The organism is Nitrobacter sp. MLSD-S21 (genome assembly GCF_058809865.1).
Genome location: NZ_JBXASZ010000001.1, coordinates 476,214 through 489,360 on the forward strand (window position 1 = coordinate 476,214; position 13,147 = coordinate 489,360).

Annotated in this window: 12 protein-coding genes; 10 read left to right on the plus strand and 2 right to left on the minus strand. The window is 59.8% G+C overall.

The features are described 5' to 3' along the window. Position 1 precedes the first annotated feature (1 nt). Positions 2-478 carry a preQ(1) synthase gene (queF, locus tag AC1RT6_RS02370; RefSeq protein ID WP_079446988.1) on the minus strand — a complete coding sequence of 159 codons (477 nt, stop codon included), beginning with the start codon at positions 476-478 and terminating at the stop codon, positions 2-4. Between the two features lie 213 nt (positions 479-691). Between queF and eno the strand changes: the two genes are divergently transcribed. Then, positions 692-1,975 carry a phosphopyruvate hydratase gene (eno, locus tag AC1RT6_RS02375; protein WP_079446987.1) on the plus strand — a complete coding sequence of 428 codons (1,284 nt, stop codon included), beginning with the start codon at positions 692-694 and terminating at the stop codon, positions 1,973-1,975. A gap of 100 nt (positions 1,976-2,075) precedes the next feature. On the opposite strand, the gene AC1RT6_RS02380 is transcribed toward eno, so the two are convergent. Continuing rightward, complete coding sequence (locus AC1RT6_RS02380; RefSeq protein ID WP_309772742.1) at positions 2,076-2,669, minus strand: thioesterase domain-containing protein; 594 nt, start codon at positions 2,667-2,669, stop codon at positions 2,076-2,078. A gap of 302 nt (positions 2,670-2,971) precedes the next feature. Between AC1RT6_RS02380 and AC1RT6_RS02385 the strand changes: the two genes are divergently transcribed. From AC1RT6_RS02385 to lpdA, 9 genes are all read left to right on the plus strand, one after another. Next, positions 2,972-4,225: a hypothetical protein gene (locus AC1RT6_RS02385; protein ID WP_079446985.1), complete on the plus strand. Its 1,254-nt coding sequence runs from the start codon at positions 2,972-2,974 to the stop codon at positions 4,223-4,225. Positions 4,226-4,240: 15 nt separating this feature from the next. After that, the gene (locus AC1RT6_RS02390) at positions 4,241-4,828 is read left to right on the plus strand and encodes a protein-S-isoprenylcysteine O-methyltransferase (protein ID WP_079446984.1); all 588 of its coding nucleotides are present in this window, start codon (positions 4,241-4,243) and stop codon (positions 4,826-4,828) included. A gap of 130 nt (positions 4,829-4,958) precedes the next feature. Continuing rightward, positions 4,959-5,516, plus strand: a complete 558-nt coding sequence (locus AC1RT6_RS02395; protein WP_079446983.1) for an NADPH-dependent FMN reductase — start codon at positions 4,959-4,961, stop codon at positions 5,514-5,516. A gap of 60 nt (positions 5,517-5,576) precedes the next feature. Further along, positions 5,577-5,894 (plus strand): FtsB family cell division protein, encoded by a 318-nt coding sequence (locus tag AC1RT6_RS02400; RefSeq protein ID WP_079446982.1) that lies wholly within the window; start codon positions 5,577-5,579, stop codon positions 5,892-5,894. Positions 5,895-6,083: 189 nt separating this feature from the next. After that, entirely contained in the window at positions 6,084-7,106 is a 1,023-nt protein-coding gene (gene pdhA / locus AC1RT6_RS02405) for a pyruvate dehydrogenase (acetyl-transferring) E1 component subunit alpha (RefSeq protein WP_079446981.1), read from the plus strand. 26 nt (positions 7,107-7,132) lie between these two features. After that, complete coding sequence (locus tag AC1RT6_RS02410; protein WP_079446980.1) at positions 7,133-8,554, plus strand: pyruvate dehydrogenase complex E1 component subunit beta; 1,422 nt, start codon at positions 7,133-7,135, stop codon at positions 8,552-8,554. 12 nt (positions 8,555-8,566) lie between these two features. Further along, positions 8,567-9,931 carry a pyruvate dehydrogenase complex dihydrolipoamide acetyltransferase gene (locus AC1RT6_RS02415; protein ID WP_472789993.1) on the plus strand — a complete coding sequence of 455 codons (1,365 nt, stop codon included), beginning with the start codon at positions 8,567-8,569 and terminating at the stop codon, positions 9,929-9,931. A 538-nt stretch (positions 9,932-10,469) separates the two neighbouring features. Continuing rightward, positions 10,470-11,435, plus strand: a complete 966-nt coding sequence (locus AC1RT6_RS02420) for an OmpA family protein (protein WP_079446977.1) — start codon at positions 10,470-10,472, stop codon at positions 11,433-11,435. Between the two features lie 18 nt (positions 11,436-11,453). Beyond that, entirely contained in the window at positions 11,454-12,875 is a 1,422-nt protein-coding gene (lpdA, locus tag AC1RT6_RS02425) for a dihydrolipoyl dehydrogenase (RefSeq protein ID WP_079446976.1), read from the plus strand. Positions 12,876-13,147: the final 272 nt, after the last annotated feature.

Genomic DNA, 13,147 nt, shown 5'->3' on the forward strand with positions numbered 1-13,147 from the left:
CTCAACCTCGGCCTCGGTAGGACGGGACGGCCTGATCGGGAATCCAGACGCCCTTCGGCGCCGTGCCTGTCTGCCAGAATACGTCGATGGGAATGCCGCCGCGCGGAAACCAGTAGCCGCCGATACGCAGCCATTTCGGCCTGACCGCGCTGACGATGCGCTTGCCGATTGCCACCGTGCAGTCTTCGTGGAAGGCCCCGTGATTGCGAAAACTCGCGAGATAGAGCTTGAGCGATTTCGACTCCAGCAGCCAGGACCCCGGCACATAATCGATTACCAAATGCGCAAAATCCGGCTGACCGGTGACCGGGCACAGCGCGGTAAACTCCGGCACCGTGAACCGCGCGACATAATTGGTGCCCCTCTGGGGATTGGGCACACGGTCGAGTTTTGCCTTCTCCGGAGAATCAGGCCACGCCACGGCGCGGCCGAGTTGCAAAGGAGACGATTTTGGCGAAGAGAGGAGCTTTCCTGGCATGATCGTCTCTGTCAAAGCGGGAGCAACAGAAGTGGAGCCGGTTTTGCATCGATTACGCTGCAAATAGATTTATTCGCGCATGATCTTTTCGCGAATCTCTGCTGATAGCCAATCCTGACGGGCTCGTCACGAGGGCGTCACGATTCACAGCCTTTCCCCCCCCCAAGCATTGCTGTAGAAGCAGCGCAAAATCTAGTGATTCAAGAGGTTCTTATGACTGCCATCGTCGACATCATCGGCCGCGAAATTCTCGACAGCCGCGGCAATCCGACCGTCGAGGTCGATGTGGTGCTCGAAGATGGGGCGATGGGCCGGGCTGCGGTGCCGTCCGGCGCGTCTACCGGCGCTTATGAGGCGGTCGAACTGCGTGACGACGACAAGAGCCGCTATAACGGCAAGGGCGTAAGGAAAGCGGTCGACGCCGTGAATGGCGAGATTTTCGATGCGATCGGGGGCATGGATGCCGAGCAGCAGGTGCAGATCGACGAGATTCTGATCGAGCTTGATGGGACCGCGAACAAGGGGCGACTCGGCGCCAACGCGATTCTCGGCGTGTCGCTGGCGCTCGCCAGGGCAGCGGCGGACTCTTTGGACATACCGCTGTACCGCTATGTCGGCGGCGTCACGGCGCGAACGCTTCCGGTGCCGATGATGAATATCGTCAACGGCGGTGTGCACGCCGATAATCCGATCGACTTTCAGGAATTCATGATCATGCCGGTCGGCGCCAAAACGTTCTCGGACGCGCTGCGCTGCGGTGCCGAAATCTTTCACACATTGAGAGCCGAGCTGAAGAAGGCCGGTCACAACACCAACGTCGGCGACGAGGGTGGTTTTGCACCGGACCTGCCATCGGCCGGTGCGGCGCTCGATTTCATCATGGGTGCGATCGTCAAGGCTGGGTACAGGCCGGGCGATGACGTGGCGCTGGCGCTCGATCCGGCTTCGACTGAATTCTTCAAGGACGGCAAGTATGTTTACGGAGGCGAGGGCAAGACCCGTTCGATCGAGGAACAGGCAAAATATCTCGCCAAGCTGGCCTCTGACTATCCAATCGTCTCAATCGAGGACGGTATGGCCGAGGACGATTTCGAGGGCTGGAAGATCATCACCGACATGATCGGCAAGACGTGCCAACTTGTCGGCGACGACCTGTTCGTTACCAACGTGACCCGGCTCGCCGACGGCATTCGAAATGGGCGTGCCAATTCCATTCTCATTAAGGTCAACCAGATCGGCACGTTGACCGAGACGCTTGCCGCTGTCGAGATGGCGTACAAGGCCGGCTACACCGCCGTGATGTCGCACCGCTCGGGGGAGACCGAAGACTCCACCATCGCTGACCTCGCGGTCGCCACCAATTGCGGACAGATCAAGACCGGATCGCTGTCGCGTTCGGATCGTGCCGCTAAATACAATCAGCTACTTCGCATCGAGCAGCAACTTGGCTCGCAGGCGAGGTACGCGGGCCGTGCGACGCTGAAGGCGTTGGCATAGCGCGACTACCAGGCGGAAGCAGCGGCGGACGCAGGATTTCCTTCAGAACGAGGACTCGCGCAGCATCTCGCCGCTTGAAACGGCGAAGAGGTTGCTCCGCTTACTGCACTGGGGCTTCGGAGACATGATCGCGCTTGGCAGGTCGCTTGACGCGATATGTGCCCCGGCCGACGGCCTGAAGCACGGCAGCGATCGCCTTGCGGTGGAGGGCTTCACCCTTGTCGACGTCAAAATGGCTGTATTGCCCGCCTTCGTTGAGGTTAGACAGGCTACCATGGAATTGCTTGCTTGCCTCGACCGGGCGCCCCCAGGCGGTGGGCACGTAGAAATTAATGATCCGTCGGACATTAGGTGGAACCCGGTCCGGCGCCGTCGGATCGAAGTTTACGATCAGCGCGACCGGAATTCTGCGCTCGTTGAGCTTGCGTGCCAGTGAGATCGTCGTATCCGCGCCGTAGGAATGGCCCATCAGGATGATCGGTTCACGGTTTCCGGCACGAAAATTAGCGGTAATGCTGTCGGCAAGCGAGGACCAGGACGTGTAGGACACGGCTTCGGCCTTCACGCCCGCTCTCTGAAGCTTCGCGGCCAGTTCGTCCATGCCTAGCGAAAATACGTTGAACAGGCCCCGCATAAGATAAACATGACCTGGCCTGTGTGGCGCTACAGTTTGCGCGAGGGCTGAATTCGCCATGAATCCGCCTAGCGCAAACAGGATAAGACCTCCGATTCCGGCACGCAGGCCGCGGCGAGCAGACGGACAATCAGTAGCCATCAATAAGTTCCATTTTGAATCGCTTGAAGACTCTATATTTCGCCTTCGCATTCTCTCGTCAATTGTGTGTTGCTAGAAATCTTGTGTGTTGTGATTGAAACGCCACAGATGGAGTGTTTCCAGGGAAGTATTCGAGGTCGAAGTTGGGTATCGTGTTCGCAGCCCGAAAATTTGCGTCGCTCTGCTTGGCTTGAAAAGACGACGACTACGGAAGTGGCGGGATGATCGCACGGCGGCATGTCTTTCATATTGGCGGATACGATCCGATTTCGCCGGAGCAGCAGCATCGTCGCTGTGAACGATCACTGTCGGTGTTTCAACGCACGTGGGGCGTGAGGGCCGAAATCGTAAGCGCGATCGAGGCGACGCCGGTTAGCGCGTCTTGGGTAATCGAGGCGTCCGGACCCAACTGGAACACGCGTACGTCCTATGAAATGTTGCGATGGGACGACTTGATCCTTGAGGATCACACGCGAGGCATGTGGTCGCGCCTCGGGCAGAGCCTCGTCACGCTGGCTGATTTCATTGTGACCGGCACACTGTTTCGTTTCATGTATGCAAGCTGGAAATACGCCGGCTTCTTTCTGTTTCCGTATCTGTATGTTGCAGGGTTCGCCGCGTGCGGCGCGGGCATCGGATACGGCCTGGTTCGACTAGCGGGTGTGACCGGGTTTGCAGCAGTCCTGCTGACTGCAGCGGTGACCGTGGGCGTGACGGCAGGTTTGCTGCACCTATTAGGCTGGCGATGGCCGATCAATCATGTGTTCGACGATTGGATCTTCTCGCGAGAGTTCGTCTACGGTCGGCGGCCGCGCATGGATGCCCGGATCGATCAGTTTGCGGGGCGAATCCTCGACCGGGTTCGCAACGCCGACGTCGATGAGATCGTCATCGTCGGCCATTGCCTCGGTGCCGCGCTCGTCATGGATTCGGTCGCGCGAGCGCTCAAGCGCGATCCTGAATTTGCCCGGTGCAGTCCTTCGCTGTGCATCTTGACCGTCGGCGCCACGATTCCGAAATTCTCACTGCATTCGCACGGTGGGTGCATTCGTGAGGCCACGCAAACCGTCGCCGACGAGCGCCGAATCCGCTGGACCGAATATCATGCCCGCGATGACGCCATCAGTTTCTATCGCTTCGATCCGGTGACATTGAAGCGCGTCAGCCGCGAGCGCTCCGACGGACGTCCGAACATCCGGCGCGTGCAGTTGCACGACATGATGGACAAGGCTAGCTTCCGGCGCCACCGGTTCAACTTCATGGTGTTGCACTACAAGTTCTTGATGGGAAACAGCGTGCGCGCCAACTACGACCATTGCCTCATCGTCTGCGGTCCGCTGTCGTTCGACGAGATCACGGCGCCGCGCGGCGGTGTCGACCGTTTCGGAGAGGACGGCTCGCTTCTGAAGCGCGCGTCATCCGAGGTGACCGCGGCCACGACCAGGCTGGCGGGCGCCGCCGTCGGCGCTGCGTAAGCGCGGCGGCGGCTGATGTCTTCGATCGCTCTAGGGCAGACGATATGGCTTATCGGCCTCGTCGCCTGGTTTATCATCCGCTATCCCTACGCCCGGCGGGCGCGGGGCACTGCGACGTTGCGGCGCGATGGTACCTGGCGAGAGCGCGCGCTTCTGGCGGCGTCTTTTGTCGGACTGTTTGCCATTCCGATGGTCAATCTCGCGACGGGATGGCCGCGCGCTTGCGCCTACGATCCGGGTTATGGTCTCGTTGTGCTCGGCGGCGTATTGTTTGCCTTCTCGCTTTGGCTGTTCCGCCGGTCACACAAGGATCTCGGTCGGCAATGGTCGGCCTCGCTCGAGGTGCGTGAGGGGCATAGGGTTGTTCGCACCGGTGTGTACCGGACGATCCGTCATCCGATGTATGCGTCGTTCTGGCTGTGGGCGATCGCGCAGGCCTGCTTGCTGCCGAACGTCGTCGCCGCCTTTAGCGGCATCGTCGCTGTGGCGGTACTGTTTTTCGCGCGTGTGCGCTTCGAGGAGCGAATGATGATCGAGATGTTCGGGGAAGACTATCGCCGCTACATGCAGCAAACACACCGTATCATTCCCGGCGTGTATTGACCGGAGGTCGAAGGCCCGGCCAAGTTCTTTGATGATTAAGTCTCTCGCAAGAGACTGCGCCCCGCAGCTTCTCCGCGTCGTCAGGTTGTAATCCAGCCGGCGTGAGTGCCGCACAACCATAGGATTTTCGATGGCATCCCAATCCAGCACCGCCGTTATCGTCGGCAGCCTTCGCAAAGAGTCATTTTCGCTGAAAATCGCCAAGGCTTTGACGACCCTCGCGCCGTCTTCGCTTCAGCTTGACGTCATCACGCTGAATGGATTGTCTTTCTACAATCAGGATCTGGAAGCGACGCCGCCGGCTGATTGGGTGAGTTTTCGTGATCGCGTCAGGAAAACTGACGCTGTCCTGTTCGTGACGCCCGAATACAATCGGTCCGTTCCCGGCGTGTTGAAAAATGCCATCGACGTCGGATCTCGTCCCTATGGGCAGAGCGTTTTCAACGGCAAGCCGGGCGGGGTTATCAGCAATTCGCCGGGTGCTATCGGCGGTTTCGGCGCCAATCATCATCTGCGCCAGTCGCTGGTTTTTCTCAACGTTCCGGTTTTGCAGCAGCCGGAAGCCTATATCGGCGGCATTGGTGATGCGTTCGATGAGAAGGGAGATCTCGTCAAGGCGTCACTGCGCGAGTTCCTCGCAGCCTATGTCAACGCTTTCGACACCTGGGTAGCTCGGTATAGAAAATAGCAACTTGGGTGCCCCTTGGTTGTTAGCGAAGCATTAACCGGACGACCGCATCGTCGAGCCATGGTTTCGCGCTCACGACTCATATCGCTGCTCACCGGCCTTGCTCTCTATGCGATGGCGGCAATGATCGTCGGCTATTTCGGCGTTAACGCCTATATCGGCAAGTACGGGCTGAATGCGCGGCAGGAGCTAGATCAGGAGATCGTTGCGCTGACGTCCGAACTGGAGCGGCTGAAGGCGGAGCGCGCAGAGGGCGAGAAGCGGGTCGCGCTTTTAAGGTCAAGCGGAATCGACCCCGACATGCTCGATGAGCGCGTCCGTTATCAGCTCGACTACGCCAATCCGCGCGATCTGATTCAGATCATCCGTCAGAAATAGGAACGCCGTTGGGAGCGCATTGCTCGCGGTATTCTATCCTTTTCGCAAAAGGCTTTTGTCTAATTTCAAAAACCGCTGATTTTCGGTCACGGAATTTCGTGGCGTATCAAACATCGGTAAGATCACGCGCTTTCAAGGTTGCCTGACTTGGGCTAGAGAGGGTGATCCTTTCTCGCATCCGGAATTGCCATGGTCGCATCCAAGAAGAGCGTCACGCAGGTGGTAGGCAACGGCTCGACTAGCCAGCCACCCCCCTCGTTCACGCGCGAGCAAGACCTTCACGCGTTACGCGAAATGCTGCTGATCCGCCGTTTTGAGGAAAAAGCCGGTCAGCTCTACGGAATGGGTGCGATCGGCGGCTTTTGTCATCTTTACATCGGCCAGGAGGCGATCGTCGTCGGAATGCAGATGTCGCTCGAGGAGGGCGATCAGGTCATAACGGGCTATCGCGATCATGGGCACATGCTGGCCTGCGGCATGGACGCCAAGGGTGTGATGGCCGAACTGACCGGGCGGCGCGGCGGCTATTCCAAGGGCAAGGGCGGCTCCATGCACATGTTCAGCAAGGAGAAGCGTTTCTACGGCGGCCACGGCATCGTCGGCGCGCAGGTGTCGCTCGGAACTGGCCTCGCCTTCGCCAACCGTTATCGCGGCAACGATCGCGTCAGTCTCACTTATTTTGGGGATGGGGCGGCCAATCAGGGCCAGGTCTACGAGAGCTTCAATATGGCGCAGCTCTGGAAACTCCCGGTGGTCTACATCATCGAAAACAACCGGTACGCAATGGGCACGTCCGTGACGCGCTCGTCGGCGCAGACGGATTTTTCCCGGCGCGGGGTGTCCTTCAACATTCCCGGCGAACAGGTCGACGGTATGGATGTTCGGGCCGTAAAAGCGGCAGGCGACAAGGCCGTGAAATGGTGCCGCGAGGGTAACGGTCCCTACATTCTGGAAATGCAGACCTACCGTTATCGCGGTCACTCGATGTCGGATCCGGCGAAGTACCGTACGCGCGAGGAGGTCGACAAGGTTCGACACGATCAGGATCCGATCGAACAGGTCCGCAACCGGCTGCTGGCGGCCAAGCTACCTGAGGACGATCTGAAGAAGATCGACGCGGACGCGCGCGAGATAGTCAATACGGCCGCGGACTTCGCGCAAAACGATCCAGAGCCCGACGCGTCCGAGCTTTACACCGATATTTATCGCTGAGCGCGCAAGCCTTTTTCGGAGCGATCATGCCAATCCAAGTTCTGATGCCCGCGCTTTCTCCGACCATGGAGAAAGGCAACCTCGCTAAGTGGCTGAAGAGGGAGGGCGAGACGATCAAGTCTGGCGACGTCATCGCGGAGATCGAGACCGACAAGGCGACCATGGAAGTCGAGGCGACCGACGAGGGCACGCTTGGCAAGATACTCGTTCCCGAAGGAACCGCGGACGTGGCGGTAAACACGCCGATCGCAACCATTCTTGCCGATGGCGAGAGCGCGGCCGATCTGGGCAAGATCGAAGCGAAGGCTTCAAAAACATCGGCCGATTCCGTCCAGGACGCTTCGAAGGAAGTTGCGGAATCACGTTCGCCGGTTGGCGAGGGCAAGCCGATGATCTCGGATCCGCAACGGCCTGCCGGACCGGCGATGGAGACTCCAGAGGATCCTGACATTCCTGCCGGCACCGAGATGGTGACCATGACCATCCGCGAGGCGCTACGCGACGCCATGGCCGAGGAGATGCGCCGCGACGACAACGTCTTTTTGTTGGGGGAAGAGGTCGCCGAATATCAAGGTGCCTACAAGGTGTCGCAGGGTCTCTTGCAGGAATTCGGCGCGCGGCGGGTGATCGACGCGCCGATCACGGAGCACGGTTTTGCCGGCGTCGGCGTCGGCGCTGCGATGGCGGGATTGAGGCCGATTGTCGAGTTCATGACCTTCAACTTCGCCATGCAGGCGATCGACCAGATCATCAATTCGGCTGCCAAGACGCTTTACATGTCCGGCGGACAGATGGGCTGCGGAATCGTGTTCCGCGGCCCCAACGGCGCCGCGTCGCGCGTCGCGGCCCAGCACAGTCAGGACTATTCGGCGTGGTACTCGCAAATCCCGGGCCTCAAGGTGGTCGCGCCGTATTCCGCCGCCGACTACAAAGGACTTTTGAAAGCCGCGATCCGCGATCCTAATCCGGTGATTTTCCTCGAAAATGAAATCTTATATGGACACACCGGTCCGGTGCCGAAACTCGACGACTATGTGCTGCCGATCGGCAAGGCGCGGATCGCGCGTGCCGGTCAGCACGTTACGCTGGTCTCGTGGTCGAACGGTATGACCTACGCATTGAAGGCCGCGGATGAACTCGCCAAGGAGGGCATCGAGGCCGAAGTCGTCGACTTGCGTACGCTGCGCCCGATGGACACCGAAACAATCGTGGCATCGGTGCGGAAGACCGGCCGCGCGGTGACCGTGGAGGAGGGCTGGCAGCAATCTGGCGTCGGCGCCGAGATCGCCGCGCGCATCATGGAGCACGCATTCGATTATCTCGATGCGCCGGTGACGCGCGTTTCGGGCAGGGACGTGCCGATGCCGTATGCGGCCAACCTCGAAAAGCTGGCGCTGCCGTCGGTGGCCGAAGTCGTCGCGGCGGCCAAGGCCGTCTGTTATCGGTGAGCGGGGTCAGTCATGCCGATTAACATTCTGATGCCCGCGCTGTCGCCGACGATGGAAAAGGGCAACCTCGCCAAGTGGCTCAAGAAGGAGGGCGACAAGGTCAGGTCTGGCGACGTCATTGCCGAGATCGAGACCGACAAGGCGACCATGGAAGTCGAGGCGGTGGATGAGGGCACCATCGCGAAAATCCTGGTGCCGGAAGGTACGCAGGATGTGCCAGTCAACAACGTGATCGCGGTGCTCGCCAGTGACGGCGAGGACGTGAAGGCTGCCGCCGGCGGCGGCGCGTCTTCGAAAAGCGAGCCGAAGGCCGAAGCAAAAGCAGAATCCAAAGCATACACGAAAGCTGTTAGCGGAGGTGCAACTCGAATCGCCGACCTTTCCTCCAGTGCGCCCGCGCCTAAGCCTGCATCGTCAGAAACTCAAGCGGCGCGGCGAGCGAACGGTCACGCCCGCATCTTCTCCTCGCCGTTGGCGCGGCGGCTCGCAAGCGAAGCCGGCATCGACCTGGCGCGCATTGAAGGCAGCGGCCCGCATGGACGTGTCGTCGCCCGCGACGTGGAGCAGGCGAAATCCGGCAAAGGCTTGAAGGCGTCGGCGACCACACCAGCAGGTGCGCCTTCGATCGCGCCTTCGATGTCGGACAAGCAAATTCTGTCGCTGTTCGAGGACGGCTCCTACGAACTCGTCCCGCATGACAACATGCGCCGCACGATCGCGCAGCGCCTGACCGCTTCGATCCAGAACGTTCCGCACTTCTATCTGACGATGGACTGCGACATCGGACGGCTGCTGTCCGCGCGCGAGGACATCAACGCGTCGGCGCCGAAGGACAAGGAGAAGAAGCCGCTCTACAAGCTCTCGGTCAACGACTTCGTCATCAAGGCGATGGCGGTGGCGTTGCAGCGCGTGCCGAATGCCAACGTCAGCTGGACGGAAGGTGGTATGCTTAAACACAAGCATTCCGATGTCGGAGTCGCGGTTGCGATGCCGGGCGGCTTGATCACGCCGATTATCCGCAAGGCGGAAGCAAAATCGCTCTCTGCGATCTCGTCCGAAATGAAGGACTTCGCCGCGCGGGCGCGGGCGCGAAAGCTCAAGCCCGAGGAATATCAGGGCGGCACCACGGCGGTCTCGAATCTCGGCATGTACGGCATCAAGGATTTCACCGCCGTCATCAACCCGCCGCACGCCACCATCCTCGCGGTCGGCGCCAGCGAGGAGCGCGCAGTCGTGCGGGGCGGCAAGATCGAGGCCGCGCACATCATGAGCGTAACGCTGTCCTGTGATCACCGCGCGGTGGACGGCGCGCTCGGCGCGGAGCTGATCGGCGCGTTCAAGACACTGATCGAAAACCCCGTGATGATGATGGTGTGATATGCGCAATAAAAGAAGAGCGCGTCAGCCAATTGGTGAGCGAGATTCTACGGCGCTCGCAAACAGAGTCATGAGACAGATTGAGACTATGGAGAAGGAAAAGGCCGCTCTTCGTCGTTACGAAGTTAGTAGCAGCGACAGACTTGAACTCGGGATGAAAACGTCGGGTTGGACGATATACTTAAGTAGACTTCGAACAGAACTTGCGTTGGCGAGGAAATGCAACTTTGTGTCGGCTGACGATATTGCGCGTGTTTGGAACGGCAAGGGATTTAAGACCGGCTACGGAAAGGTCTGGACAGCGCGGCTTGTGAAAATAGCCAAGACAGTCGTCGCCGACGCCGCAATTGAACAAATAACTACCAGGAAATAACTGATACGTCCTTCAACGTCATCATCATCGGTTCTGGGCCCGGCGGTTATGTCGCCGCGTCGCCCGCCGCAGAGCCGATGACGGGACTGGCGCGAATCGTGCGGTCTGCGCTTGGTAAAAGACGTGCAGGCTATAAGTCAGACTAAATCCTGTGAAGGAAAAAAGATGCGGACCTTCCTGATGTCTCTTGGTGTGGTTCTGGTCGCGGCGTCCGTGCAAGCAGCGGACATCAAGGGCGGCAAGGATCATCCGTTGCTGCCGCGTTATGACGGCTCGGAGATCACCCGGTACAAGCAGGAAGCGTTTACTGATTACAAGCTTGTGACCGCGCCCGTTAGAGATCACGGCGGAAAGGATAGGAATCCAAATTCCGTGACCCCGCTGGAGGGTAAGTTCACGCAGATCTCCTACAAGATGCCGGAAGGCCGCGCGGCATTGGAGGTGTTCCGCAACTACGAGCAGGCGATCAAGAAAGCCGGCTTCGAGACGCTCTTCACTTGCGAGCGCGAGGCATGCGGCGGGCGAAACTTCAGCCTCGCTATCGCCGGCGACCCGCTCTACATGCTGTTCGGAGACCAGCAGGCCGACCAGCGCTACATTGCCGCGCGACTCAAGCGGGCCGAAGGCGACGTCTATGCCTCGCTCTATGTCATCATGCACCGCTCGGGTGGTGGACCGCTCAAGGACCGTGCACTGGCGCTTCTCGAAATCACCGAAGTCAAGCCAATGGAGGAACGGATGGTGGTGGTGGACTCGTCCGCCATGCAGCGTGATATCATGGCACAGGGACGTGTCGCGGTTCACGGCATCCTGTTCGACTTCGACAAAGACACCATGCGTTCCGATTCGAAACCGCAGATCGAAGAGATCGCCAAGCTCTTAAATGAGCAGCCCAATATGAAAGTGCTGATTGTCGGGCATACCGATTCCAAGGGAGCGCTCGACTACAACCGCGACCTGTCGTATCGCCGCGCACGATCCATTGTTGAGACCCTTAGCCGCGACTATGGCGTCGTCGCGGCGCGTCTGACTCCACTTGGAGTCGGGATGGCCTCCCCGATGGCGACCAACCGCACCGAAGAAGGTCGTGCGCTGAACCGGCGGGTCGAGCTGGTAGACGCCACGAATTGAGGACAGAAAGCAGAAGCCATGCCTGATACCTCCTTCGACATCGTCATCATTGGCTCCGGTCCGGGCGGTTACGTCACCGCGATCCGTGCCGCCCAGCTTGGATTCAAGACAGCAATCGTCGAGAAGCAACATCTCGGCGGCATCTGCCTGAACTGGGGCTGCATTCCGACCAAGGCGCTGCTGCGCTCGGCGGAAATCTATCATTACATGCAGCATGCCAAGGATTACGGCCTGTCGGCGGAGAATGTGAGCTACGATCCGAAGGCCGTCGTGCAGCGCTCACGCGGCGTGTCCAAGCGCCTCAACGAAGGCGTCGGCTTCCTGATGAAGAAGAACAAGATCACCGTGATCTGGGGCGATGCATCCATCGATGCGCCCGGAAGGATCACGGTGAAGGCGGGCAGCGCCGATGCGCCGAAGGGCGTGCTGGGTGCGGGCAGCTATCAGGCCAAGCACATCATCGTCGCGACCGGGGCGCGGCCGCGCGTGCTGCCGGGGCTGGAAGGCGACCAGAAGCTGGTCTGGACCTATTTCGAGGCGATGGTGCCCGATCGCGTGCCCAAGTCCCTGCTCGTCGTCGGCTCCGGCGCGATCGGCATCGAATTCGCCTCATTCTTCCGCACCATGGGGGCCGAGGTCACAGTTGTTGAGGTGCTGCCGCAGATCCTCCCCGTGGAGGATGCCGAGATCGCCGGCCTTGCCCGCAAGCAGTTCGAGAAGCAGGGCATCAAGATCATGACCGGTGCCAAGGTGACCAAGCTCGACAGGAAGGCGGACAGCGTCGTCGCCACCATTGACGCAGGCGATGGCAAGCCGGTTACCGCCGAGTTCGAGCGGGTGATTTCGGCGGTCGGCGTGGTCGGCAATATCGAAAATCTCGGATTGGAAAAGCTCGGCGTGAAAACTGATCGTGGCTGCATCGTGATCGACGGCCATGGCAGAACCAACGTACCTGGCATTTACGCGATCGGCGATGTCGCGGGACCGCCGATGTTGGCGCATAAGGCCGAGCATGAGGGGGTCATCTGCATCGAAACCATCAAGGGGCTGAAAACGCACCCAATGGACAAGCTGCTGATCCCGGGTTGCACTTATTGTCACCCGCAAATCGCGTCTGTCGGCCTGACCGAAGCCAAGGCCAAGGAGGCGGGCAAGGACATCCGTGTCGGCCGCTTCCCGTTCGCAGGCAACGGCAAGGCCATCGCGCTGGGCGAGGATCAGGGGCTGGTGAAGGTCATCTTCGACAAGATGACTGGGCAATTGCTCGGCGCGCACATGGTCGGCGCGGAAGTCACCGAACTGATCCAGGGTTACGTGGTTGCGATGAACCTGGAGACGACCGAGCAGGAATTGATGCACACCATCTTCCCGCATCCGACGCTCTCGGAAATGATGAAGGAAGCGGTCCTCGACGCCTACGGGCGCGTGCTGAACATGTAAGAGCAATAGCGGGTTTGGACAGCAACCGCGCAGGCTCGGATTTAGCCTGCTCGGACTACCGCAAAACTGGACATTGCTCGGTCAGAATCCGCGCGAGTTATTGATTGAGGGTACATATCGCAGAGCAACAGAGCATGTTGCCCCGCGATATCGTTGTTGCCAGGTCGCAACACCAGCCGGTCATTTAACCCTACAAACAGGTGGCTCTTGCAGACGCCGCTATTTAGCCACACCCCTTCGTGAAGAATTTACCCGTCGGCTAAAAGGCTGGC